We start from the raw sequence: 25132 nt of genomic DNA, 5'->3' as shown, positions 1-25132 counted from the left end.
AGAAGACCCATGAGCACCACCCCCCATCCCTCCACCGATCCCTCGGGCACCGGCCCGGCCGTCGTCGAGCAGGACGACGTGGTCCGGCCGACCGTCGCCAACCCCATCGCCACCCCGTCCGCTCCCGCGCCCGACATCCTGCGCTGCGCCTCCATGGAGTTGGTCGTCACCGACCTGGCCGCCTCCCGCGCGTTCTACGTCGACCTGCTCGGCCTCATCGTGACCGAGGAGGACGAGAACGCGATCTACCTGCGCACGATGGAGGAGTTCATCCACCACAACCTCGTGCTGCGCCAGGGGCCGGTCGCCGCCGTCGCCGCCTTCTCCTACCGGGTCCGCACGCCCGAGGACGTGGACCGGGCCGAGGCCTGGTACCAGGAGCTCGGCTGCCGCACGGAGCGCCGCAAGGACGGCTTCGTCAAGGGCATCGGCGACAGCGTGCGCGTCGAGGACCCGCTGGGCTTCCCCTACGAGTTCTTCTTCGAGGTGGAGCACGTGGAGCGCCTCGCCTGGCGCTACGACCTCTACGGTGCCGGCGCCCTGGTGCGGCTCGACCACTTCAACCAGGTGACCCCGGACGTGCCCCGGGCCTGCCGGTACATGGAGGACCTCGGCTTCCGGATCACCGAGGACATCTCGGACTCCGACGGCGTCGAGTACGCCGCCTGGATGCGGCGCAAGCCCACCGTGCACGACACCGCCATGACCGGCGGCAACGGCCCCCGCATGCACCACGTCGCGTTCGCCACGCACGAGAAGCACAACATCATCTACATCTGCGACAAGATGGGCGCCCTGCGGATGTCGGACCGGATCGAGCGCGGCCCGGGCCGGCACGGCGTCTCCAACGCCTTCTACCTCTACGTCCTCGACCCGGACGGGCACCGCGTGGAGATCTACACGCAGGACTACTACACGGGCGACCCGGACAACCCGGTGGTGCGCTGGGACGTGCACGACAACCAGCGCCGCGACTGGTGGGGCAACCCCGTCGTCCCGTCCTGGTACACCGAGGCGTCCCTCGTCCTGGACCTGGACGGTAACCCGAAGCCGGTCGTCGACCGGGAGGATCCCTCCGAGATGGACGTGACCATCGGTGCCGACGGCTTCTCCTACACCCGCGCCGGCGACGACGACGGAAGCTACCGCGGCGAGGCGGCCAAGGGCTTCAAGCTCGGGAACCAACTCTGATGCTGGAGGAGACGACGATCGCCGCGATCGCCGACGAACTGGTCGAGGCGGGACGGACCCGCACCCCGGTGCCGCTGCTGCACACCCGCCACCCCGACATGACGGTCGAGGACTCCTACGCCGTCCAGCAGCTGTGGTCCTCGCGCCTGCAGGAGACGGGCCGGACCGTGGTGGGCCGGAAGATCGGGCTGACCTCGAAGGCGATGCAGGACGCGACCGGCATCACCGAGCCGGACTACGGCGTGATCCACGACGACATGGTCCTGGACAGCGGCGTCGAGATCCCGTGGGAGCGCTACACCCACCCCCGGGTCGAGGTGGAGCTGGCGTTCCGGTTGGGCTCCGATCTGGGCAGCGCGGATCCGGAGGCGCCGCCCGTGACGATCTTCGACGTGCTCACCGCGACCGAGTACGTCGTCCCGGCACTGGAGATCCTCGACTCCCGGATCGAGATGAGCGGGCGCACGATCGTGGACACCATCGCGGACAACGCCGCAATGGGGGCCATGGTGATCGGCGGCCGCCCGGTCAAGGTCGATACGGTGGACCTGCGCTGGGTGTCCGCGCTGCTGTACCGCAACGCCGGGATCGAGGAGACCGGCGTCGCGGCCGGCGTCCTGGGCCACCCGGCGTCCGGCGTCGTCTGGCTGGCCACCAAGCTCGCCGCCCACGGGCAGCGGCTGCGGGCCGGGGACCTCATCCTGGCCGGCTCCTTCACCCGGCCGATGTGGGTGTATCAGGGCGACGCCGTGTTCGCCGACTACCGAGAACTGGGGACCGTGACATGCCGATTCGTGTAGAGGAACCGAGGCCGACCCTGGCCGCCGCGCTCGCCGCCGCCGACCGGCCGCTGACCGGCATGTGGGTGTGCTCCGGGTCCGCCCTGGTGGCCGAGATCTGCGCCGGCTCGGGCGTGGACTGGCTGCTCGTCGACGTCGAGCACGGGCCGAACACCCTGACCTCGACGCTCGCGCAGCTGCAGGCGGCCGCCGCGTACGACGTCGTCTCCGTGGTGCGGGTGCCGTGGAACGACCCGGTGCAGATCAAGCAGTACCTCGACGCCGGGGTGCAGAACCTGCTGGTGCCGATGGTCGACACCGCCGAGGCCGCGGCTGCCGCGGTGGCGGCGATCCGGTACCCCGGCACCGGCGGTGCTGCCGGAAACGGTGGCGCGGGCATCCGCGGCGTGGGTGCGGCGCTGGGCCGCTCCTCCCGCTGGGGGCGGATCCCGGACTACCTGGCCCGGGCGTCGAGCACCCTCAGCCTGACCGTGCAGATCGAGACCGGCACGGCGGTCGAGAACGTCGAGCAGATCCTCGCCGTGGACGGCGTGGACGCGATCTTCCTCGGCCCCTCGGATCTGGCCGCCTCCCTCGGGCTGCTCGGCCAGCAGGAGCACCCGGACGTGCTCGCCGCCGTCGAGCGGTGCGTGGCCGCGGGACGCGCGGCCGGCAAGCCGGTGGGCATCAACGCCTTCAACCCGGAGCGGGCCCGGGCGTACGCCGAGACCGGCGTCGCGTTCGTCTCCGTCGGTTCGGACGTCACCCTGCTCGCCCGCGGCAGCGAGGGGCTCGCCGCCGTCCTGGGCTGAGCTCGGTCAGGACGACGCCGCCAGGAACGGCAGCAGTTCGTCGAGCACCGGGCCGGCCGGGAACAGCGTGGTGCCGTGCGTGCGGCCGGGCAGCTCGACCACCCGCGCGTGCGGCATCAGCTCGGCCGCCCGGTGGGCGTCCGCGAGGCGCTGCGCGTCCCGCGTGCCGGCCATCAACAGCGCCGGCAGCGTCAGGGTGCGCAACACCGACTCGGGCAGGCCCGGCTCCTCCTCGGTCCCCGTGAAGCACGCGGCCAGGGCGGACGCGTCGTTGGCCAGGAACGCCTGCCGGGTGGTCGGGTCCAGTGACCCGGTCGCGGCCTCGAAGCCCTCGACGAATGTCTCGATGCGGCCGGTGCGCAGCGCGTCCAGGTAACCGGGAAAGAACAGCGCCTCGACCTGGCCCGCCTGGGGCCGGTGCGAGCCGCCGAGTGCCGTGAGGCTGAGCGCGCGCTCGGGCCGCTCGGCCGCGACCGCGAAGGCCGTCCGCGCCCCGAGCGAGTAACCGACCCAGTGCGCTGCGCCAATGCCCTCGGCGTCCAGGACGGCCAGGACGTCACTGACGTGCCGGGGCATCCGGTAGGACTCGACGTCGGCGGGCTTGCCGCTGCGCCCGTGCCCGCGCAGGTCGATCCGCACCGTCCTGTACCCGGCCAACGCCTTGACGTAGCCGAGCCCGCGCCAGATCGCCTTGGACAGGGCCGAGCCGTGCAACAGCACGACGGCGGGCCCCTCACCGGAGACGTCGTAGGCGATGGTGGTGCCGTCGGCGGGGTTCACGGTCGTGCTCACCCCGTCACGTTACCGGCCCGGCCGGTCGGCCAGGCCTTTACCTCCGGCACTCGACCCAATATCCTATAGGATATTGGACCCGTACACGGACTCGAAGGCGAGGACCCATGACCCGGCTCTGGAACGATCCCAGCGACTTCGCGGACGAGATGGTCGTGGGCTTCGTGCGCGCGAACGGCCGCTACGTCCGCCAGGTCTACGGCGGCGTCGCCCGCTCGACGGCCGGCCGCGAACCCGAGGTCGCCGTGGTGATCGGCGGCGGCAGCGGCCACTACCCCGCCTTCGCGGGGCTCGTCGGCCCGGGTCTGGCCCACGGTGCCGCGATGGGCAACCTCTTCGCCTCCCCGTCCGCGCACCAGGTGGAGTCCGTGGTGCGCGCCAGCGAGCGCGGCCGCGGCGTCCTGCTGAGCTACGGCAACTACGCCGGGGACGTCCTGCACTTCGACGAGGCGCAGGAGACCCTGCGCGCCGAGGGCATCGACTGCCGCACGGTCACGGTGACCGACGACATCTTCTCCGCACCGGCCGACGACCGGGGCAGTCGCCGCGGCATCGCCGGTGATCTGCCCGTGTTCAAGCTGGCCGGCGCCGCAGCCGCCCGGGGGGACGATCTCGACGGCGTCGAGCGCGTCGCCCGGCTGGCGAACGAACGCACCCGGTCGATGGGTGTGGCCTTCTCGGGCTGCACCCTGCCCGGTGCGGAGGAGCCCCTGTTCTCGGTCCCCGAGGGGCGGATGGCCGTGGGCCTCGGCATCCACGGCGAACCGGGGCTCGACGAGACCGACGTCCCCACGGCCGCCGGCCTGGCCGAGCTGTTCATCGACCGCCTGCTGGACGAGGCGGAGATCCCCGAGGGCGTCTCGCCGCAGGGCGCCCGCGTCGTTCCCGTGCTGAACGGGCTGGGCTCGGTCAAGACCGAGGAGCTCTTCGTCGTCTACGCCCGGATCGCCGACCTCGCGCAGGAGCGCGGGCTCACCCTGATCGATCCGCAGGTCGGCGAGTTCTGCACGAGCTTCGACATGGCCGGCGTCTCCCTGACGCTGCTGTGGCTGGACGACGAGCTGGAGCAGCTGTGGTCCGCACCCGCCGACACGCCGGCCTGGCGCTCCGGCGCCGTCGACACCGCCGCGCTGACCGCCCTGGATCCCGACGCCGACCTGGAGCCCGAGCGAACCATTCCCCCGGCGGGTGAAGCCTCCCGCGCCGCGGCCGGCCGCATCGCCGAGCTGTTCGTCGCCGTGCGCGACGTCATCGACGAGCACGCGGACGACCTCGGCCGGCTCGACGCCATCGCCGGGGACGGCGATCACGGCATCGGGATGCAGCGGGGAGCTCGCGCTGCCGCCGACGAGGCCGCGACCGTCGTCGACCTCGGCGCCGGAGCCGGCACCGCGCTGACCAGCGTCGCCGACGCGTGGGCCGACCACGCCGGCGGGACGTCCGGCGCCCTCTGGGGCGTGGTGCTGCGGGCGCTCGGCGAGCGCGTCGGCGACGACGAGTCGCCCACCGGCGCCACCCTCGCCGAGGCCGTGACCGCGGCCTCGGACGCCGTCAAGGAGCACGGCCGGGCCGAGATTGGGGACAAGACGATGGTCGACGCCCTGGCCCCCCTGGCCAGCACGTTCGCCGAGGCCGTCGGCCGCGGGGACGACCCCGCCTCCGCGTGGCGCGCCGCGGCCGAGGCCGCCACCCGGGCCGCCGACGAGACGGCCGACCTGCTCCCCCACAAGGGCCGCGCCCGGTCCCACGGGGAGAAGTCCCGCGGCACCGCCGACCCCGGCGCCGTCTCCCTCGCCCTGATCGCGACGACCATCGCCGACCGGCTCCCCCGTTCCTGAACCACTTCTCCCGAACCCACTCCACGAGACAGACAGACAGACAGACAGACAGACCTGGAGGTCACCATGGCACCGCAGTGGCGGATCGTCGTCGGCTCCGACGACGCGGGCTTCGACTACAAGGAAGCCCTCAAGAAGGACCTGGAGGCCAGCGACCTGGTCACCACCGTGACCGACGTCGGCGTCGACGCCGACGGGCACACCAACTACCCGACCATCGCCACGACCGCGGCCGAGATGGTCGCCCGGGGCGAGGCGGACCGCGCCCTGCTGATCTGCGGCACCGGCCTCGGCGTCGCCATCGCCGCGAACAAGGTGCCGGGCATCCGAGCGGCTACCGCGCACGACGCCTACTCGGTCGAGCGGGCCGTGCTCTCGAATGACGCGCAGGTCCTGTGCATGGGGCAGCGCGTCGTCGGCCTGGAGCTGGCCCGCCGCAATGTCGCCGAGTGGCTCACGTACGAGTTCGACCCGACGAGCAAGTCCCAGGAGAAGGTGCAGGAGATCACGGCGTACGAGGGCGCGTGATGGCGCCCCGAGTCCTCGGGGTCAGCCTGAAGATGTACTTCGGGCACGAGCGCGCGCTCGCCTGGTGCCGTGACGTGGCCGACCTCGCCCGGGAACATCCCGCCGTCCGATCCGGTGCGGTCGAGCTGGCCGTGATGCCGACGTACCTGGCGATTCCGGCGGCCCTGCGGATCCTCGACGGGGTCGCCGTCGTGGGCGGTCAGGACCTCGCAACGGCCGACGAGGGGGCGTACACCGGGGAGGTCAGCGGCGCCGAGCTGGCCGAGATCGGCTGTCGCGTGGTCGAGGTCGGCCACGCCGAGCGGCGCGCCCTGTTCGGGGAGACCGACGCGGTGGTCTGCGCCAAGACCGCCGCCGCCCTGCGCCACGGACTCACCCCGTTCCTCTGCGTGGGCGAGACCGACCGCGGCGAACCCGCGGACGCCGCCGCCGCGTGCGTGCGGCAGATCGACGACGCCCTGCGCGACGCCCCCGGCGACAGCAACGGCGGCGCCCCGATCGTCGTCGCGTACGAACCCCGCTGGGCCATCGGGGCCCCCGAACCTGCCGAACCCGCGTACATCCGCGCCGTCTGCTCGATCCTCCGGTCGCACGTGCGGAGCCTGGCCGCGCACCCGCGCTCCCGGGTCGTCTACGGGGGCAGCGCCCGGCCCGGCCTGCTGAGCGCGGTGGCCGACGACGTCGACGGGCTGTTCCTCGGGCGTTTCGCCCACGACCCCGCCGCCCTGGCGTCCATCCTCGACGAGGCGCACGCGCTCGCCGGTGTCCCCGACGCCCCGCTTCCCACCGAATGAGGTGCCCGTGATCCGCGAGGACGACCTGCACACCGCCTTTCCTGCCGACACCGAGGTGCCGGCGGCACAGGTCGCCGCGTCCTTCGCCGCCTCGGGTCAGGTGCTCGTGGTGCTCGACGACGACCCGACCGGCACGCAGTCCGTCGCCGGCCTGCCCGTGCTCACCCGCTGGGAGGTCGACGACTTCACGTGGGCCTTCGCCACGCCCGACCCCGGCCGGCCTGCGCCCGCCGTCTACGTGCTCACCAACACCCGCAGCCTCGACCCGGACGAGGCCGCCCGGCGCAATCGCGAGGTGGTGACCAACGCCCTCGCCGCCGCGCAGGGCAGCCGCGCCGTCACCTTCGTCAGCCGGAGCGACTCGACGCTGCGCGGGCACTTCCCCCTCGAGCCGGACACCATCGCGGCGACCGTGCAGGAACTCACCGGGCGGACGACCGACGGCGTCGTCGTCGTGCCCGCCTTCCCGGACGCCGGACGGATCACCGTCGGCGGCACCCACTACGCCCGCGGAACCGACGGCGCCCTGACCCCGGTCGCCGACACCGAGTTCGCCCGGGACGCCACCTTCGGCTACCGCACGTCGGTCCTCGCCGACTGGGTCGAGGAGAAGTCCGCCGGGCGCCACCGGGCATCCACGGTCCTCGGCATCGACCTGCGGGTGCTGCGCACCGGGTCCCCGGATCAGAGCGCCGTCGCGATCGCGGACGTCCTGGACGGCGCGACCGACCGGACGCCGGTGGTCGTCGACGCGGTCACCGAGAACGACCTGCGCCGGCTCGCGCTCGGCCTGGCCGAGGCCGAGCGCCGCGGCCGGAGCTTCATCCACCGGGTCGGGCCGCCGTTCGTGCGCGCCCGGATCGGGCAGGAAGTCGCCGCACCGCTGACCGCGGAGGTGATCCCGACGCCGCCGGATGCCACGGCGGGCGGCCTGATCGTCGTCGGCTCCCACGTCGGCCAGACCACCCGGCAGCTCGAGGCCCTGCGCCGGCGCCACTCGCGGCTGCGCGTCGCCGAGCTGGACGTGCAGCGCCTCCTCGCCGGTGCGGGCGATCCGGTGGCCGAGACCGCGCAGCGCATCTCCGCCGACCTGGGCGCGGGCGACGTCGTCCTCCACACCAGCCGCACCCTCGTGACCGCCGGGAACCCGGCGGGGAGCCTGGCGATCGCCCGGCAGGTCTCGGCCGCCCTCGTCGCGATCGTGCAGCGCGTGGTGGCGGACCGCCGTCCCCGCTTCGTCATCGCCAAGGGCGGCATCACCTCCTCCGACGTCGCCGCGCACGGGCTGGGCATCGTCCGCGCGATCGTGCGCGGCCCGATGCTGCCCGGGATCGTCTCCCTGTGGGAGCCCGCCGACGGCCCCGCCCGCGGCGTCCCCTACGTCGTCTTCGCCGGGAACGTGGGCGACGACGAGGCGTTGGCCGTCGTCGTCGCCACCCTGAGCACGACCATCGAACCGAGCAGCACCGCCGACGACGCCGACCTCTCCGACCCCGACCCCCACCCCCACCCCCACCAGGAGTGACCGCCATGACCGAGCACCCCTCCGGCTACACCGTCGCCGTCCTGGGCCTGGGCGCGATGGGCGTGCCGATGGCCACCCGCCTCGCGACCGGCCTGCGCGTGACCGGCTACGACGTCGCGGACGCGCGACTGGCCCTGGCTCGTGACGCCGGGGTCGAGACCGCCGGGACCGCCCGCGCCGCCGTGACCGGCGCCGACGCCGTGCTGCTCGCCGTGCGCAACGGCGCCCAGCTGGACGAGGTGCTGTTCGGCGACGCCGGGATCGCGGGCAGCCTCGCCCCCGGCGCCGTCGTCCTGGTCACCAGCACCGTCGGCACGGACGCGGTCCTCACCGCGGCAGCCCGACTCGGCGAGGCCGGCGTCGACATCGTCGACGCCCCACTCTCCGGCGGTCCGGTGCGGGCGGGCAGGGGCGACCTGCTCGTCGTGGTCGGCGCCACGCCGGCGGCCCGGGAACGTGCCCGCCCGGTGCTCGACCTGCTCGCCTCGACACTGACGGTCGTCGGCGACCGGCCCGGAGACGGGCAGGCGCTCAAGACCGTCAACCAGCTGCTGTGCGGGATCCACATCGCGGCGGCGGCGGAGGCTCTCGCCCTGGCGGAGGCGCTCGGCCTGGACCGGGAGGCCACGCTGGCCGCCCTCACCGCCGGTGCGGCCGGCTCCTTCATGCTCGGCGACCGTGGACCGCGCATGCTGCACGAGCCCGGCGAGGCGGCGGACGTGTTCAGCCGCCTGGACATCTTCGTCAAGGACCTCGGCATCGTCGGCGACGCCGCCCGGGAGGCATCCGTGCCCACCCCGGTCGCGGCGGCGGCCGAACAGCTCTTCCGGCTCGGAGCCGCCGCGGGCCTCGCCGCCGCGGACGACTCCGCGATCATCGACGTCATGCGTCCGGCTGATCGTCGCCCTTGACGGCTGACGTGATCTGCGCCACTCTATATCCTATAGGATTTACGATCGGCTGATCCGGCTCGAACGGAATCCGCGCTCCGGAAGGACTTCACGACCCATGCCGCAGACGCCGCCGTACATCGCATCGACGTGGCCCATCGCCACGTGCCTGCACGCGTTCCCCGTCAAGGACGCCGCGGGCGTGAGCCTGCACGATGCCGACCCGGCGGTCTGGGACGACATGTTCACGCAGGTCGCGGAGGCCGGCTTCACGCTCGCCGAGCTCGCCGACAGTCACGTCCGGCCCGCCGACCTCGAGCCGTCCCGGCGGGACGAGTTCCTGGCGATCGCCGCCTCGCACGGCGTCGGCATCCCCTCGGTGCACCTGCAGCGCCAGAGCGTGATCATGCCCGGGCACGAGGAGCGCAACCTCGCCTACGCCCACCGGACCATCGACGCCGCGGCGGCGTGGGGCATGCAGGTCTTCTCCACCGGCCTGCACCAGCCCTTCTCCGAGGCGCAGCGACGTGCCCTGTGGTTCTGGACCGCGGAGGGGCCGAAGGATCCCGACGACCCCGAGCGGTGGGACCTGGCGGTGCGCTCCATCCGCGAACTCGGCACGCACGCCGCCGAGGTGGGCCTGCCCGTTGCCCTCGAGCTGTACGAGGACACCTATCTCGGCACCGCCGACAGCGCTGTGCGCTTCGTCGAGGAGGTCGGCCTGGACAACGTCGGCCTCAACCCCGACGTCGCCAACCTGATCCGGCTGCACCGGCCGGTCGAGCACTGGCAGGAGCTCTACGCGAAGACCCTGCCGTATGCCAACTACTGGCACGTGAAGAACTACGCGCGTGACGAGGCGGCCGACGGCAGCTGGGCCACGTCCACCCCCTCCACCATGGAGACCGGGCTGATCAACTACCGCCAGGTGATCCGCGACGCCGTCCGCGACGGGTTCTCCGGGATCTTCCTGACCGAGCAGTACGGCGGGGACAGCCTCGGCGTCTGCGCCACCAACCAGCGCTACATCCGTTCCCTGCTTCCCCGCGACGAGCACGCACCGCGCGCATCCGCCGCAGGCGTTTCAACAGCAGGCGACTCAGCAGGAGCCGAAGGAGAGTCCGCATGAGCCCCCGCACCATCGCCGTCGTCGGATCCGGGTACATGGGCGGCGGTATCGCCCAGTGCCTCGCCCTCGCCGGAGCCACCGTCCGCATCGCCGACATCAGCGAGCAGATCGCCGTGGACAACCGTGCCCGCCTGCTCACCGAGGCCGAGGCCTTCGTCGCCGACGGGCTCTTCCCCGCCGACGCCGTCGAGCGCATCGACGCGCACCTGACGGCCGCCGCCTCGATCGAGGAGGCCGTCGCCGACGCGGAGTTCATCGAGGAGGCCGTCCCGGAGAAGATCGAGATCAAGCACGAGACGCTGCGCCGGATCAGCGCGGCGGCCCGGCCGGACGCCATCATCGGCTCGAACACCTCGACCATCCTGATCGGCTCCCTCGCCGAGGCCGTCACGCACCCGGAGCGGTTCCTCGGGGTGCACTTCTCCAACCCGGCGCCCTTCATCCCGGGCGTCGAGTTGATCCCCCACGCCGGCACGGACGAGGCGATCCTGCCCGTCGTCGAGGAGATCGTCGCCTCGACCGGCAAGGAGACCGCCCGGGTCAAGGACGCGACCGGCTTCGTGCTCAACCGCCTGCAGTACGCCCTCTTCCACGAGGCCACGCAGATCGTCGAGGAGGGCATCGCCACCCCCGACGACATCGACACGATCGTGCGCACGACCTTCGGGTTCCGGCTGCCCGCGTTCGGGCCGTTCGCGATCGCCGACATGGCCGGGCTCGACGTGTACGCCTTCTGCTACGCCTCCCTGCAGACCCGCTGGCCCGAGCGGTTCGCGACGCCGGAGTCGCTGCGCGAACTCGTCGACGCCGGCAAGTTCGGCACCAAGACCGGCGCCGGCTACCTCGACGTCCCGGCGGACCGGACGGCCGAGCTCGTCGCCTACCGCAACAAGGCCTACGTGGCGATCAAGAAGGTCATGGACGAGCTCGGGCCCGCCCCCGTCGCCGGCCCGGTCGAGCCGGCCACGTCGCAGCCGACGACCTGAGCCCATCCCCCTTCGATGCCTTCCCCGCACGCCGAACAGGAGCTGCCATGACCGACTTCCCCGAATCCCGCACCGTCGTCCTCACCGGTGCCGCCTCGCCGCGCGGCATCGGCCGCGCCTCCGCCCACTACCTGGCCGAACGCGGCTGGAACGTCGGCATCATCGACCTGGACGCCGACGCCGCCGCGCAGGTCGCCGAGGAGATCGCCCGTGAGCACGGCGTCACGGCCGCCGGTGCCGGCGCCGACGTCGCCGACGAGGCGCAGGTGCGCGCCGCCTTCGACGAGCTCGAGGCCGCCCTCCCCCAGCTCGTCGCGCTGGTCAACCTGGCCGGTGTCTCCTCGCCCGTGCCGTACCTGGAGGTCAGCCCCGAGGAGTGGAACCGGGTGCTGGACATCAACCTCGGCGGCACCCACCACGCGACCCGCCGGGCGGTCGAGACCATGGTCCAGCACGGCGTCGGCCGCGTCGTCAGCCTCTCCTCCGTCTCGGCGCAGCGCGGCGGCGGCACCTACAGCAAGACCGCGTACTCGGCCGCCAAGGCCGGCATCATCGGGTTCTCGCGCAGCGTGGCCCGGGAGCTGGGCCCCTCGGGCATCACGGTGAATGTGATCTCCCCCGGCCCGATCGACACCGACATCATGGGCGGCACGCTCACCGAGGAGCGCAAGACCGCCATGGCCGCGGACGGGGTGCTGCCACGCATCGGCACGCCGAAGGACATCGCCGCCGCGGTCGCCTACCTGATCAGCGCCGACGCCGGCTTCGTGACGGGCCAGACCCTGAACGTCGACGGCGGCCTCTACATGCACTGACGCCCACCGCACCGAGGAGCACCCATGAGTCCCCGCCCGCGCACCTGGACGACGTCGCGTCTCGTCTTCCTCGCCATCGGCATCGTCCTCGTCGTGTTCGGCGTGATCTCGATCGTCAACGGCCACTAGTCCGACCTGCACCACCCCGTTGGAACCGCACTGGAAGAACCCGCACCGTTCGAACCCCGCACTGTGAACCCGCACTGTTGAACTCGAAGGAGAGCCGACGTGTCCCACTCCGCTGAGGGGACGGTCACCCCGTCCCTGCACGACGCCTCGCTCAAGAGCGCGGTGGCCAAGGCCGCCCGCCACTTGATGCCCATGCTCGTCATCCTGTATTTCGTCGCCTTCCTGGACCGGACCAACGTCGGGTTCGCGGAGGCCGCCCTGCGCACCGACCGTGGCGTCAGCGACGGCGCGTTCGCCCTCGGCGCCGGCATCTTCTTCATCGGCTATGCCCTGTTCGAGATCCCGAGCAACCTGCTGCTCAAGCGTTTCGGCGCCCGCTTCTGGCTCGCCCGCATCGCCATCACGTGGGGCATCGTCGCGGCGGCGTTCTCGTTCACGACGAACGACACCATGTTCATCGTCCTGCGCTTCCTGCTCGGCGTGACCGAGGCCGGGCTGTTCCCGGGCGTGATCATGTTCCTGTCGGACTGGTTCCCCAACAAGGTGCGCGTGCAGATGTTCGCGATCTTCTACCTCGCGCAGCCGTTCTCCCAGATGATCGGCGCGCCGCTCAGCGGCGGCCTGATCAGCTTCGGCGACTCGCTGACCCCGTGGCACGGCTGGCAGGTGATGTTCTTCGCCGAGGGCATGCTCGCCGTCATCGCCGGCGTCGCCGCCCTGTTCCTGCTGACCAACAGCCCGGCCGAGGCGACGTTCCTCGAGCAGGACGAGAAGAACGCCCTCTCCAACGCGATGGCGGTCGAGGACCGGCTGCGCACCGAGGACGGCCCCAGCGGCATCTGGCGGGCGCTGTCCAACTGGAAGGTCTGGTACTTCACGATCATCTACTTCGCCCTGCAGATCGCGGTCTACGGGACGACGTTCTACCTGCCGCAGCAGGTCTCCGGGCTGATCGGCCTGAAGGTCGGCTGGCAGGTCGGCCTGATCACGGCGATCCCGTGGCTGGTGGGCCTGTTCGCCTGCTACTTCTTCGGCAGGGCCGCGAACACGCTGACCCGACGCCGGAACTGGGGCACCCTGTTCTACCTGGGCACCGGGGTGTTCATCCTCGGCTCCGCGTGGGCCGGGGCGAACAACCTGCCGCTGCTCGGCATCCTGTTCATCACCCTGGCGGTCTCGAGCTTCCTCTCCGTCGGGCCGATCACCTGGTCCTACCCCACCGCATTCCTCACCGGCACGGCGGCGGCGGCCGGCATCGGCCTGATCAACTCGCTCGGCAACCTGGGCGGATTCGTCGCCCCGCTGATGCGCACCGGCATCAATGCCGCGGTCCCCACCGCGACCGGGGTGTGGGGCGTCGTCTCGCTCGGCGTCTTCGCCTTCCTGGCCGCCCTGATGATCTGGCTGACCAAGTACTTCCGGCGCGCGAAGTCCGACGACCTGCTGCACGACGAGGCCGTCGCGCCGGGACACTAGTCCATCCCGTGGCGTTCGGCAACAGGCCCGTTCGATAGGATCTCGGCATGCCAGCCCTGCCCCACGGACCTCGGCCAGCGAGTCGTCAGCTCCTGGCGGACTACGTCTACCAGGAGTTGCTCTCCTCGCTCATGGACGGTCGACTCGAGCCCGGTTCCGGGCTCGGGATCGACCGCATGGCGGCGGAGTTCGCGGTCTCTCCCACCCCGATCAGGGAGGCGCTCGCCCGCCTCGAGTCCACGGGGCTGGTGCACCGGGTGGCCCTCAAGGGCTACCGGGTGGCTCCGCTCTTCACGCCCGAGGAGCTCGCCGAGCTGATGGACGCGCGGCTCGTGATCGAGCCCGCCATCGCCGAGCGCGCCTGCGCGCACGCGACAAAGGACCTCCTGACCGCGCTGAGGGTTGCCGTCGACGATCTGCGCACGGCGCCGACGGGGCCGACCTTCGCGGAGTACGGCGCCTACTGGGAGGCCGACGAGCGGTTCCACCGGTTGATCGCCGAGCAGGCCGACAACCGGTTCCTGCTCAACGGCTACCGGGCCCTCGGCGGCCAGGTGCAGCGCTTCCGCTTCTTCGGCAACCTCGGGGTGACCGACGCGGAGTGCGCGATCGCCGAGCACACCCGCGTCCTCGAGGCGTTCACCGCCCAGAATCCGGCCGGCGCGCGCGAGGCCATGCGCGCGCACATCCTGCGCGTGCGGGATCGCGCCGTCCACGACGCCTCCGCGACGTCCGCTGCGTCCTGACCCTGCGTCAGGAGGCCGGGGTGGGCTCCTGTCGCCGGGACCGCTCGTCCGCGAAACCGACGGCGAGCGCGCCCAGCAGCACGACGGCCACCAGGCCGAACCCGACCGAGATCGCGTTCGCCCAGCCGCCGGTACCCAGCACGGTGAAGGCCGCGGCGGTGATGACGGCGATGCCCACCGAGGTGCCGACGCGCTGACCGGTCTGCATGATGCCGCCGGCGCTGCCCGCGTACTCGAGCGGCACCTCGGCCAGGGTGAGGGTCTGGTTGGGGCTGACGACGGCGCCCTGGCCGAGCCCGACGAACGTCAGCGTCAGCAACAGCCACCACTCGCTGACCAGGCCGTGCCCGTGCAGCTCGATCACGAGCACGCTCAGGCCGAGGCCCAGCAGCACGCTGATCATGCCGCCGATCACGAGCCGCCGGCCCAGGCGCAGCACGTGGCGGCCGGCCCAGGTGGCGGAGAGGGCGGAGGCGACGGCGTTGGGCAGACCGATCGACCCGCTCTCCAGGGGCGTGTGCCCGAGTCCCTCCTGGAAGTAGAGGGCGATCAGCACCCACACGCTCGTCACGCCCAGGAAGTACAACCCCACCAGGGCCGTCCCGCGGGAGAAACTGCGGGTGCGGAAGATGTCCAGGTCCACCATCGGGCTGTGGCCGCGGCGCTGGTAGCGGCGTTCCCACGCCATCCACGCGCCGCCGAGCACGACGCCGACCGGCACCAGCGCCCACAGCCAGCCGGAGACCTGCGCCCGCGCCTCCATGAACGGCAGCAGGACGGCGAAGATCGCGACGCCGAGCAGCAGGGCCCCCACCGGGTCCAGGGCCCGCACGACGCCGCCCACGGTGCGGCCCGACCGGCGGACGACCATCGGCCGCGGGAACCACAGCAGGGCCAGCACGATCGCGAGGATGCCCACGGGCAGGTTGATGAAGAAGATCCAGCGCCAGCCCTCGTGCACGCCGCCGAGCTGGATCAGCAGGCCGCCGAGCAGCGGCCCCACCCCGACGGAGACGCCCACCGCGCTGCCGAAGGCACCGAAGGCGCGCCCGCGTTCGGCACCGCGGAAGTACTGCTGGATCATGCCGACGCCCTGCGGGTTGAGCAGGCCGGAGCCGATGCCCTGGATGAACCGGGCGACGACGAGCATGGTGGGGTCCGTGGCCAGGCCGGCCGCGACCGAGGAGAGGGTGAAGAGGGCGACGCCGCCGATGAAGAGGGGCGCGCGGCCGATGATGTCCCCCGCCCGTCCGGCGGCGACGAGGACGACGCCAAAGGTCAGGGCGTAGCCCGAGAGCACCCACTGCAGCTGGGACTGGGTGGCGCCGAGACCGGACTGGATGGATGGCAGTGCCACGTTGACGCTGCTGACGCTCACCAGCGACATGAAGATCGCCACCAGCAGCACCGCCAGGATCCGCCAGCGCCCGGGGTCCTGCCCCTCGTTCTGCTGCTGCTCTGCTGATCCGGTGTCGCTGGTCATTCGGCGGTGCCCTCTTCGCGTTCGACAGCAGGCTTCGTTTCGACCCGCCACCGACAGGCTATCCCCTCCTCCGGTCCCGCCCGTGCCGTCCGTGCCGTCCTGCCCGGGGAACGACGCCGGCCCGCCACCCCGGGCGCCGTCCGGAACGGATCCGGGGGCGGCCGGTGGGTGACGAGCCGGCGAGGTGTGGCGAGGTGCAGCGAGTGTGTCCGCGTCAGCGGGCGGCGTCGGGCTCCCCTGCGACGCCGAGATCCTCCCGGATCTCCGGGTGCTCGGCGAGGTACTCCTCGTGCACCTCCTTGACGTGCAGGTCCACGCCCTTCGGGTCCTTGACCAGCGAGACCGCGATCAGCGAGATGACGGCCGCGACGGCGATATAGACGCCGATCGGGATCGTCGACTTGTACGACTCCAGCAGGGCCTGCGCGATGGTCGGCGCGAAGGCACCGCCGAGGATCGAGCCCAGCGCGTAGCCGATCGACACGCCGGAGTAGCGGACCTTCGCCGGGAACATCTCCGCGTACAGCGCGGCCTGCGGCCCGTAGGAGAGGCCGAGGAAGACGGTCAGGACGAACACGGCGACGAAGAACAGGAACAGGTTCTTGCTGTCGATGAGGTACCACATCGGCACGGCCCAGATCACGAGGCCGACGTAGCCGATCTGGAAGGTGCGCACCCGGCCGAGCCGGTCGGAGAGAGCGCCGCCGACGAAGGTGAAGATGAGCCAGCCGAAGGCGCCGAGCGTCGTCACCAGCAGCAGGTCCGGGCGCGGGAGCTTCAGCACGGAGCTGCCGTACGAGATGAAGAAGGCGATCAGCAGGTAGCCGGCCGCGTTGTTCGCCAGGAAGATCAGCGCGGTGAGGATGACCTCCTTGGTGTGGTGCTTGAAGAGCTGGCCGAGCGGAGCCGAGGACTCCTTGCGCCGCAGCGCCATCTCCTGGAACACCGGGCTCTCCTCGACCGTGCGGCGCACGACGTAGCCCACGCCGATCAGCACGATGGAGAAGAGGAACGGCAGGCGCCAGCCCCACTCGTTGAAGGCCGGGCCCATCGTGGTGGTGAGGATCCACAGCACGCCGGTGGCCAGGATCATGCCGATCGGGACGCCGATCTGCGGGTAGGCGCCGAACAGGCCGCGCTTGTTGACGGGGGCGTGCTCGACGCTCATCAGCGCCGCGCCACCCCACTCGCCACCGGCGGAGAAGCCCTGCAGCACGCGCAGCAGGATCAGCAGGATCGGGGCGGCGACGCCGATCTGGTTGTAGGTCGGCAGCACGCCGATGAGGGCGGTGGCCGCTCCCATCATGAACAGGGTGAAGACGAGCATCTGCTTGCGGCCGAGCTTGTCGCCCAGGTGGCCGGCGACGATCGCGCCCAGCGGCCGGAAGAGGAACGAGATGCCGATCGTGGCGAAGGCGACGATCTGGGCCAGCGCCGGGTTCGATGCGTTCAGCGGGGCCAGGAACAGCGGGGTGAGCACCACCGCGGTCGCCTGCGCGTAGATGAAGAAGTCGTACCACTCGATCGTGGTGCCGACGAGGGTCGCCCCGAGGACGCGCCGCTCCTCCGCGGTGCCCCCGGTGCGATGCGCCGGGGCGCTGCTGTTGACAGTGGTCATGACTGCTCCGATGTGCCCGGCCACGGCATCGACGGTGATGCCACGGCGTCCCTGTGGTGCGTGGTGAATGCTGCGAGATAGTGACTGAACGGTCAGTCAGTCCGCCCAGCGTACCGCATCGAACGTGACGCGGACCACACTGAACGTCTCGGATGTCGTGTCGGATCACGACCTGGGACGCGCACCCGCTCGCCCGCCCCCCGCCGGACGGGAGCGGATACTGGTGCCGTGGAGGCGTTCCGCCGGCGGCCCGGATTCGAGCTGGCCGATCGGGCCGACGCCGGCCACCGCCTCGCCGCCGCGCTGGTGGAGGCGGCGGAACCGGCGGGGATCGAGCCCGACGGCGTCCTGCTCGGGCTGTGCCGGGGCGGGGTCCCCGTCGCGGTCGCGGCGGCGGCGGACCTGGGGCGGCCGGCCGATGCGGTGGCGAGCCGCAAACTCGGGGTCCCGGGGCACACCGAGGTCGCCTTCGGCGCGCTCGCCTCGTGCGCCGGGCACCGATCCCGCTCGACCGACCCGGAACTGGTCGACCGGATGCTCGGCACCGGTGTCACCGGGAGGCGGCTGGAGGAGATCGTGGCCCGCGAGGGCGTCGCGCTCGCCCGGCAGGAGGACCTCTTCCTCGCGCCCGTCCGGCCGGTCGCGGGCCGACCCGTGGTGCTGTGCGACGACGGCATCGCGACGGGTGCCACCATGCTCGCCGCGATCGACGCGGCTCGGACGGCCGGGGCGTCGCGCGTCGTCGTCGCCGCTCCCGTCGGCTCCCCCTCCGCCGTCCGCCGGCTGCGGACCGTGGCCGACGCGGTGCTGTGCCTGCACGTCCCGCCCGACTTCCACGCGGTCGGCGCCTACTACCGGGCCTTCCCGCAGTGCACCGACGAGGAGGTCCTCGCCGCGCTCGCCGCTGGTCGCGGGGACGGCGGGTGAGGCGCCGCGTTCTATAGTCGAACACGTCGAGCGCCACCAGGACCGCGACGAGGAGAGGCAGCGGATGACGTCACCCGTGCACGAGGACGAAGCGACCACCGGACCGCCACCCGGGGGCCGGTCGACGGCCGGCGGTTCGCACGCCCAGACGCTCTCGCGCGGCATCACGATGCTCGAGATCCTCGCGGACGCCGACGCCCCGATGTCCATCGCCGAGGTGTCCGCCGCGCTCGGCGTCCACCGGTCCGTCGCGTACCGGATCCTGCGCACCCTGGAGGAGCACTCGCTCGTCGTGCGGGACGGTGCCGGCAAGCTGATGTCGGGCCCGGGACTGGCGACGCTGGCCCGCTCGGTGGCGCGGTCGCTGCAGTCGGCGAGCCTGCCCGTGCTCACCGAGCTCTCCTCGGATCTCGGGCTGACGGCCTTCGTCGCCGTGTGGGATCACGCCGACTGCGTGACCCTGGTGACGGTGGAGCCGAACGCGCGCAGCGCCACGATCCGTCCCGGCACCCGGCACTCCTTCTCGGTGGGCGCGCCGGGCATCGCGATCCAGTCGGCCATCAGCGAGGAGCAGTGGCACACGGTCGATGCGACCTCCCCGTACCGGCCCGAGGCCCTGCGCGCCCGGGAGCTGGGCTACGCCGTCAGCCACGACGAGGTGATCCCCGACGTCGGGGCGATCGCGGCGCCGATCCACCGCATCGGCCAGGCCCCGGCCGCCCTCGCGGTGCTCTATCTCGGCGAGCGGGACGACACCGCGCAGATCGGCCGCCGCCTGGTCGAGGCCGCGGGCCGCATCGAGGCCCACCTGGCCTGACCCGCCGGTGCCGCTGCGGCCGTGACGGAGCCGCGCCGCCGGTATCCAGCGCCGATTCAGGTGACCCCACCCCAGGTCCGGCGGGAGCCGCGCCGTCGTCAGGCGACCGCGTCCTCGCTCCGGGCCGCGACCCGGACGGCCACGCGGGAGCCGTTGCGCTGCTTGACCACGTCGAGCTGGACGGGGATGCGGTGCTTGAGATCGGCGACGTGACTGACCACGCCGATCACCCGGCCGCGGTCCCGCAGACCCTCGAGCGCCTCCATCACGTCGTCCAGGGAAGCCTCGTCGAGGGAGCCGAAGCCCTCGTCGACGAACAGGGTGTCGATCTCCAGACCGCCGGCCTCCTGCTGGACGACGTCGGCCAGGCCGAGCGCCAGGGCCAGCGATGCCATGAACGCCTCCCCGCCCGAGAGGGTGCTGGTCTCCCGGCTGATGCCGGTCCAGCCGTCCTGCACGACCAGCGACAGCCCGGACTTGGCGTTGCCCTTGACCCGCGCGTCGCTGTGGTCGAGCGTGTAGCGCCCGCTGCTCATGGTCAGCAGCCGCTCGCTCGCCGCGGCGGCCACCTGTTCGAGCCGCGCCGCGAGGACGTAGGACGTCAGGGTCATCCGGTAGGCGTTCTCCCCGAGCCCCCGCGTGGTGTCCGCCAGGGACCGCAGCATGCGCGCCCGGTCCCGGGCCGGTCCGACGGCAGCGAGCAGATCGGCCTCCTGGCCCACGAGCACCGACAGCCGCTCGTGGCCACGATCCAGGAGCCGGTGGCGCACCTCGGCGTCGGCGACGGCGTCGCGGGCGGCGGCGATGCCGGCCTGCGTCCCGGCCAGCTCCTCCGGTGACGGCGGAACGATCCCGTCGGCCTCCTCGGTGAGGGCCGCGATGACGGGGGCGCTGCCGAAGGCCTCGTCGGCCCGGTCGGAGCGCCGCTGGTGGGCGGCGATAGCCGTCCGGAGCGCCTCGGCGTCGGCGTCGGTGAGGAGGGCGGAGCGTGCCGCGTCCTCGGTGGGCAGGCCGTGCTGGTGGAGTGCCTCCTCGAGGGCGGTGACCGCGTCGGCACGGGCCTCGTCGGCCGTGCACTGTGCGGCCAGGGCGTCGCGCCATCGGGCAAGGCGGTCGCAGCGGGCGGTCAGGTCGACCAGCCGGTCGGCCAGCGTCGGATACCCGGCACGTGCCGTCGCCACCTGGGCGTCGAGGTGCTCGGTGCGGGCCCACGCCTCCTCCAGTCGCGCCGTGACGGCACCGACCTGCTCCCGGGCGCTGTGCGCGGCCCGGCGGGCTGCCTCCCCCTGGGAGCGCACCCGCGCGAGCTCGGCGTCCTGCCGCTCCGCCGCGTCCCGCGCGGCGGTGGCCTCCACGGCGGCGGCGCGCGCCGCCTGGTGGATGCCGGTCGCCGCCGCGACGTCGGCTCCGTCGGCCACCGCCTCGAGCCCGGCGATGCGGCGAGCATGGGCGGCGGCCGCCGTCTGCGCCCGCCCGGCGGCAGCTTCCGCCGCGTCGAATCGGTCCCGGGCGGCCTGCTGGTCCGCCTCGGTGGGCACGTCGGCGTCCTCCGAGCCGGCCGGCTCCGGATGGTCGAGCGATCCGCACACCGGGCACTGCTCCCCGTCGGCGAGCCGGCCCGCCAGCTCGGCGGCGGCGTGGTCGAGGCGGCGTTCGACGATCTCCAGCCACGCCTGCCGGGCGTCCTGCGCCGCCGACCGCGCCGTGAGGGCGTCCCGTTCCGCGACCTCGCCCGCGCCACGCTCGGCGGCCAGACGGGTGGCCGCATCCAGCACGGCGGCGGCCCGGTCGACGGCGGCGGTGCGCGCCTCGTGCTGCACGGCGAGCGCGCGCGTGGCCTCGAGCCGCGTGGAGAGGTCCGCGAGCCGCGCCTCGGCGCCGACGGCGGCGCGCTCCTGCTCGGCGGCCTCCGCGCGCAGCCGGTCCGCGTCCGCGGCGAGGGTGCGGCCGGTGGCCTGGACGGCGACCAGATCCTCCTCCAGCGGCAGCCGGGCCTCGAGGACCGCGGCGTCGGAGCGTGCGGCCGTCAGCGCGGCCTCGACGCGGTCCAGCAGGTCGGGCGTCTCGATGCGGTCCTCCCCCACCGCCGGGACGTCGTCGGACGCGCGCGCGGTCCGGGCGGCCTCGGCCTCGGCCCGCCCGGCGGCGACCAGCTGGCGCTGGGCGCGGTCGAGCGCGGTGAGCTGCCCGCTGACGGCGGTGGCGCGGTGATGGGCGTCGAGCCGGGCCCGGCGCTCTGCGGCGGCGTCCCTCTCGGCCTCCACCGCGGCACGGTCCCGTCGCGCGTCGGCGAGCCGGCGGTGCCGGTCGAAGCGTTCGGTCGCCTCCGCACCGGCACGTTCCGCGTCGGCGAGTTCGCGCCGGCGGTGGACGAGGGCATCGCCCGCGGTGGCGCGGGAGGCGTGGACCGCGTCGCGCAGATCGGTCAGCGTCCGGTCGTCAGCCGTCCGGTCGTCGTTCACCTGCGCGCCGGCCGACTGCGCGTCACCCGACGGCTCCGTGCGCACGCTCGTCTCGTCGGGATCCTCGTCGTCGAGGTCGGCCTGCGGATCGCTCTCACGGCCGGCGGCACCCGTCGGCAGCGGCAGCGGCAGGTCCGTCCACAGGTCCCAGCCCTGCCGGACGAGCAGGTCGAGCCGGGTCTCGTCCTCGCCCACGCGCGCCTCGGCGTCGGCCGCGTCCTGCACGAGACGCTGTTCGAGACGGCCGTAGCGGTCCGTGCCGAACAGCTTCTCCAGCAGGTCCTCGCGCTCGGACGGACGGGCCTGCAGGAAACGGGCGAACTCGCCCTGCGGGAGCATGACGACCCGGGTGAACTGGTCCTTCGACATGCCGATGGTGTCGAGGATCTCGGCGCCCACCTCGTCGGCGCGGGTGCTGCGGGCGGTCCAGACGCCGTCCTCGTGGGCCTCGAGGCTGACCTTCGCGTTCTCGGGCACCATCCGGGCCGCTCCCCGCCGGGCGGGTCGCTCCCAGGCGGGCGATCGGGTGACCCGGAGGCGCCGGCCACCGGCGGTGAAGTCGAGGGCGACGGTCGGGGCGGCGTCGGGGGCGGCGTGGTCACTGCGCAGGTTGCGCGCGTTCTGCCGTTCGCCGGGCACCGACCCGTAGAGGGCGAAGCAGATGGCGTCGAGCACGCTGGTCTTGCCGGCGCCGGTCGGCCCGTTGAGCAGGAAGAGGCCTTGTTCGGACAGGGCGTCCATGTCGATGTGCTGGGCGGCCGCGAACGGGCCGAAGGCCTCGACGTCGAGCGCGTGGATCCTCATCGGGCCGCCTCCGCGAGCGAGGTGGCGTCCAGGGCCGCGGCCAGGGCCACGCGTTCGGCCTCCGACGGCGGCCGGGAGCGCACGTGGTCGAGGAACCCGGCACTGACCTCGAGGTCGTCGGCAGCGCCGGCCACCCGGGAGCTGTACGTGGAGCGCTCGCGCGGTGCGGCGCCCTGCGGGTCGAACTGCAGCACGAGGGTGTGCGGGAAGCGTTCGCGCAGCCGGTCCATCGCCATCCGGGGGCGCTCGGCGTCCGTGAGCGTGACCTGGCACCAGGCGCCCTCGGCGCCCGCGTGCGCGGGGTCCACCAGCAGGTCCTCCAGGGTGCCGCGGAGGATGGCGAGCGGGCGGGCGGTCTCGACCGTCACCGGATCCACCCCGCGCAGGCCGTCCGGGCCGACGTCGAGCAGCCAGCCGCCCTTGGCCTGCCGGGCCTCGGAGAAGGAATAGGGCAGGGGCGAGCCGCTGTAGCGCACGTTCTCGCGGAGCCGCTGCCGGCCGTGCAGGTGACCGAGGGCGACGTAGTCGAAGCCGTCGAACACCGGGATCGGGATCTGGCCCAGGCCGCCGCTGGCGAACTCCCGCTCGCTGTCGGACTCCTCGGCGCCCGCGACGAAGGCGTGGGCCATCAGGATCGATCGAACCCGGGAGGTGGTGGCAGCCGGGAACAGCGCCCCGTCCTCCTCCGACGTCGCCTCGTCCGGGCCGGACTCGCCCCCGACCGCGGGCTCGAGGCCGGCGAGGTGCTTGCGGACGATCCGCAGCGCGGCGGTCATGACGGCGGGGTGCCCGGGACGCTCGACGCCCAGCCGTTCCGCGACGAGCCGGGGCTCCAGATAGGGCACCGCGTAGACGGCGACGTCCGTGCCGTCGGGATCGCTCAGCCGCACCGGGTCCGTCAGGGCGTGCAGCCCGGTGCGCACGTGCACCCCGCCACGGGCCAGGACCCGGTCGGCGAAGCCGAGGCGGATCGGCGAGTCGTGATTGCCCGAGGAGAGCACGACCTCGGCCCCCGCGGCGGTGAGCCGGTCCAGGGCGTCGGAGAAGAGCTGGACGACCTCGACGGAGGGCAGCGCCCGGTCGTACACGTCCCCGCTGATGAGGACTGCCCGGACGTCCTCGCGCTGCACGGTCTCGACCAGCTGGTCGATGAAGCGCCGCTGGTCCGCCAGCATCCCGACACCGTGGAAGGACCGGCCCAGGTGCCAGTCCGACGTGTGGAGGATCTTCATGCTTCCACGCTAGATCCGGCCACCGACAGAACCACGATGCCCCGCCGCGATCCCCGGAACTGCGGGCCGCGGCGGGGCATCGGACGGGTGGCGAGCGGCGTCAGCGCTCCTCGTCCCGGCGGTCGAAGAAGTCGCGCACCTCGTGATCGGGCGCGGCAATCGAGGCATCATCCGTGGTGGAGGCGGCGTGCCGGCCCTCGGACCCGGCCGGAGCGTGCGCACCCGACGCGTCCGGATCACCCGACGCGGCCGGGGCCGGGGTGGTCGGGGCGTCGCGGCGCACCGTCACCGTCGCCGGCTCGGCCCGGTCGGCGCGGTCGGCGGCGCGGTCGACCGGGCCGTCGGTGACCTCGTCGTCGTCGGACGCGACGGCTCCCCGCGGGGCGACCGGCAGGAAGCTGCGGAAGACGAGCCCGGCGAGCAGGCCACCGAGCAGCGGGGCGGCCCAGAAGACCCACAGCTGCTGCACGGCCCAGCCCTCGGCGAAGACCGCGGCGACGGTCGAGCGGATGGGGTTGATCGCGCCGTTGGAGATCGGGCCGGTGACGGCCAGGACGACGGCCAGCCCGAAGCCCGCGGCGAGCGCGGCCAGCAGATTGTTCGCCCGGCGCGCGGTGGCGCCGAGGACGACGGCCACGAAGAGCGCGGTGCCGATGGCCTCCACGAGCAGCACGCTGGTGAGCGGGAACTGCGTCGGCGAGTGGCTGTCGTAGCCGTTGGACAGGGCGGAGAACACGTTCGGCAGCGTGCCGCCGAGCTGCGGGTGGCCGTGCAGCACCAGGTACAGCAGACCCGCCGCGGTAAAGCCGCCGACCAGCTGGCCCAGCAGGTAGAACGGCGTGTGCACCCAGCGGGTGCGGCCGGCGATGGCCGCCCCGAGGGTCAGTGCGGGGTTGAAGTGGCCCCCGCTGATGTGCCCGAAGGCCAGGACGCCCGCGACCATGGCCAGGCCGATCGCCACCGGACCGGGGACGCCGCCGGTGGACACGAGCAGCCCGGCGAGCACGGCACCGAGGCCGCCGAAGATCAACAGGAAGGTGCCGATGGCCTCGGCGCCCGCGCGGGCCCACGGCCCGGCGCTCCGCTCGAGGTCCTCGACGCCGAAGCCCTCCTTGGTCGCGGCGACGGGCACCGGGGAGGCGAGATCGCCCACGCCGGCCGCGCTGAACGACGCGGGGCGTCGCCCGCCGTCGGACGCGGCATCGTCCACGGCCACGTCGCCCGTCTCCGCGGCGTCGGTCCTCACGGCGCCTGTCCTCACGGCGCCTGTCCTCGCGGCGCCTGTTCTCGCGGCGTTCGCCGCGGTGGTGCGGTCGTCGGGCAGGGGGGTGCGGCCAGGATCGGCAGCCATGCAGTCCT

Annotated in this window: 21 protein-coding genes; 15 read left to right on the top strand and 6 right to left on the bottom strand. The window is 73.1% G+C overall.

Features of this window, described 5'->3' with window-relative positions:
- Positions 1-9: 9 nt before the first annotated feature.
- The 3 genes from hpaD to BGP79_RS00810 are packed head-to-tail and all read left to right on the top strand — an operon-like array spanning position 10 to position 2782.
- Complete coding sequence (hpaD, locus tag BGP79_RS00820; RefSeq protein ID WP_076692797.1) at positions 10-1191, top strand: 3,4-dihydroxyphenylacetate 2,3-dioxygenase; 1182 nt, start codon at positions 10-12, stop codon at positions 1189-1191.
- A complete protein-coding gene (locus tag BGP79_RS00815; RefSeq protein ID WP_076692796.1) occupies positions 1191-1991 on the top strand; it encodes a fumarylacetoacetate hydrolase family protein in 801 nt (266 codons plus the stop codon). Before hpaD ends, BGP79_RS00815 begins: the two co-directional genes overlap by 1 nt.
- Positions 1976-2782 carry an HpcH/HpaI aldolase/citrate lyase family protein gene (locus BGP79_RS00810; RefSeq protein ID WP_076692795.1) on the top strand — a complete coding sequence of 269 codons (807 nt, stop codon included), beginning with the start codon at positions 1976-1978 and terminating at the stop codon, positions 2780-2782. Before BGP79_RS00815 ends, BGP79_RS00810 begins: the two co-directional genes overlap by 16 nt.
- A 6-nt stretch (positions 2783-2788) precedes the next feature.
- Here the strand turns inward: BGP79_RS00810 and BGP79_RS00805 are convergent, their stop codons facing one another.
- Positions 2789-3574 (bottom strand): alpha/beta fold hydrolase, encoded by a 786-nt coding sequence (locus BGP79_RS00805; RefSeq protein WP_076692794.1) that lies wholly within the window; start codon positions 3572-3574, stop codon positions 2789-2791.
- 107 nt (positions 3575-3681) lie between these two features.
- On the opposite strand from BGP79_RS00805, the gene BGP79_RS00800 reads away from it, so the two are divergent.
- The 10 genes from BGP79_RS00800 to BGP79_RS00755 all read left to right on the top strand — a co-directional run bounded on the left by BGP79_RS00800 (position 3682) and on the right by BGP79_RS00755 (position 14430).
- A complete protein-coding gene (locus BGP79_RS00800; protein ID WP_076692793.1) occupies positions 3682-5412 on the top strand; it encodes a dihydroxyacetone kinase family protein in 1731 nt (576 codons plus the stop codon).
- Between the two features lie 66 nt (positions 5413-5478).
- Positions 5479-5940 carry a ribose-5-phosphate isomerase gene (locus tag BGP79_RS00795; RefSeq protein WP_076692792.1) on the top strand — a complete coding sequence of 154 codons (462 nt, stop codon included), beginning with the start codon at positions 5479-5481 and terminating at the stop codon, positions 5938-5940.
- Complete coding sequence (locus tag BGP79_RS00790; protein WP_076692791.1) at positions 5940-6734, top strand: triose-phosphate isomerase family protein; 795 nt, start codon at positions 5940-5942, stop codon at positions 6732-6734. Before BGP79_RS00795 ends, BGP79_RS00790 begins: the two co-directional genes overlap by 1 nt.
- Positions 6735-6741: 7 nt before the next feature.
- A complete protein-coding gene (locus BGP79_RS00785; RefSeq protein WP_143588253.1) occupies positions 6742-8259 on the top strand; it encodes a four-carbon acid sugar kinase family protein in 1518 nt (505 codons plus the stop codon).
- A 5-nt stretch (positions 8260-8264) separates the two neighbouring features.
- Positions 8265-9170 carry an NAD(P)-dependent oxidoreductase gene (locus BGP79_RS00780; RefSeq protein WP_076692789.1) on the top strand — a complete coding sequence of 302 codons (906 nt, stop codon included), beginning with the start codon at positions 8265-8267 and terminating at the stop codon, positions 9168-9170.
- Between the two features lie 97 nt (positions 9171-9267).
- Positions 9268-10278 carry a sugar phosphate isomerase/epimerase gene (locus BGP79_RS00775; protein ID WP_076692788.1) on the top strand — a complete coding sequence of 337 codons (1011 nt, stop codon included), beginning with the start codon at positions 9268-9270 and terminating at the stop codon, positions 10276-10278.
- Positions 10275-11264 carry a 3-hydroxyacyl-CoA dehydrogenase family protein gene (locus BGP79_RS00770; RefSeq protein WP_076692787.1) on the top strand — a complete coding sequence of 330 codons (990 nt, stop codon included), beginning with the start codon at positions 10275-10277 and terminating at the stop codon, positions 11262-11264. Before BGP79_RS00775 ends, BGP79_RS00770 begins: the two co-directional genes overlap by 4 nt.
- A 47-nt stretch (positions 11265-11311) precedes the next feature.
- Positions 11312-12079 carry an SDR family NAD(P)-dependent oxidoreductase gene (locus tag BGP79_RS00765; RefSeq protein ID WP_076692786.1) on the top strand — a complete coding sequence of 256 codons (768 nt, stop codon included), beginning with the start codon at positions 11312-11314 and terminating at the stop codon, positions 12077-12079.
- Between the two features lie 228 nt (positions 12080-12307).
- On the top strand, positions 12308-13684 hold the full coding sequence (locus BGP79_RS00760) for an MFS transporter (RefSeq protein ID WP_233120996.1): 1377 nt from the start codon (positions 12308-12310) through the stop codon (positions 13682-13684).
- A gap of 47 nt (positions 13685-13731) precedes the next feature.
- The gene (locus tag BGP79_RS00755) at positions 13732-14430 is read left to right on the top strand and encodes a GntR family transcriptional regulator (protein ID WP_076692785.1); all 699 of its coding nucleotides are present in this window, start codon (positions 13732-13734) and stop codon (positions 14428-14430) included.
- A 7-nt stretch (positions 14431-14437) separates the two neighbouring features.
- Here BGP79_RS00755 and BGP79_RS00750 read toward each other — a convergent pair whose 3' ends face one another.
- Both BGP79_RS00750 and BGP79_RS00745 read right to left on the bottom strand, forming a co-directional pair.
- A complete protein-coding gene (locus BGP79_RS00750; protein ID WP_076692784.1) occupies positions 14438-15913 on the bottom strand; it encodes an MFS transporter in 1476 nt (491 codons plus the stop codon).
- A gap of 214 nt (positions 15914-16127) precedes the next feature.
- A complete protein-coding gene (locus tag BGP79_RS00745) occupies positions 16128-17531 on the bottom strand; it encodes an MFS transporter (RefSeq protein WP_076692783.1) in 1404 nt (467 codons plus the stop codon).
- A gap of 228 nt (positions 17532-17759) precedes the next feature.
- Between BGP79_RS00745 and BGP79_RS00740 the strand changes: the two genes are divergently transcribed.
- Both BGP79_RS00740 and BGP79_RS00735 read left to right on the top strand, forming a co-directional pair.
- Positions 17760-18458 (top strand): phosphoribosyltransferase, encoded by a 699-nt coding sequence (locus BGP79_RS00740; protein WP_233120995.1) that lies wholly within the window; start codon positions 17760-17762, stop codon positions 18456-18458.
- 64 nt (positions 18459-18522) lie between these two features.
- Positions 18523-19275: an IclR family transcriptional regulator gene (locus BGP79_RS00735; RefSeq protein ID WP_076692782.1), complete on the top strand. Its 753-nt coding sequence runs from the start codon at positions 18523-18525 to the stop codon at positions 19273-19275.
- Positions 19276-19373: 98 nt separating this feature from the next.
- Here BGP79_RS00735 and BGP79_RS00730 read toward each other — a convergent pair whose 3' ends face one another.
- The 3 genes from BGP79_RS00730 to BGP79_RS00720 all read right to left on the bottom strand — a co-directional run bounded on the left by BGP79_RS00730 (position 19374) and on the right by BGP79_RS00720 (position 25124).
- The gene (locus tag BGP79_RS00730; protein WP_076692781.1) at positions 19374-22541 is read right to left on the bottom strand and encodes an AAA family ATPase; all 3168 of its coding nucleotides are present in this window, start codon (positions 22539-22541) and stop codon (positions 19374-19376) included.
- Complete coding sequence (locus tag BGP79_RS00725) at positions 22538-23773, bottom strand: exonuclease SbcCD subunit D (RefSeq protein ID WP_076692780.1); 1236 nt, start codon at positions 23771-23773, stop codon at positions 22538-22540. The genes BGP79_RS00730 and BGP79_RS00725 overlap by 4 nt, the downstream gene beginning before the upstream one ends.
- A gap of 100 nt (positions 23774-23873) precedes the next feature.
- Complete coding sequence (locus BGP79_RS00720; RefSeq protein ID WP_083701436.1) at positions 23874-25124, bottom strand: MIP/aquaporin family protein; 1251 nt, start codon at positions 25122-25124, stop codon at positions 23874-23876.
- Positions 25125-25132: the final 8 nt, after the last annotated feature.

Source organism: Tersicoccus sp. Bi-70 (assembly GCF_001968825.1).
GTDB lineage: Bacteria > Actinomycetota > Actinomycetes > Actinomycetales > Micrococcaceae > Tersicoccus.
Note: the sequence above shows the minus strand (reverse complement) of the source record. Positions and strands in the feature narration are given on the sequence as shown.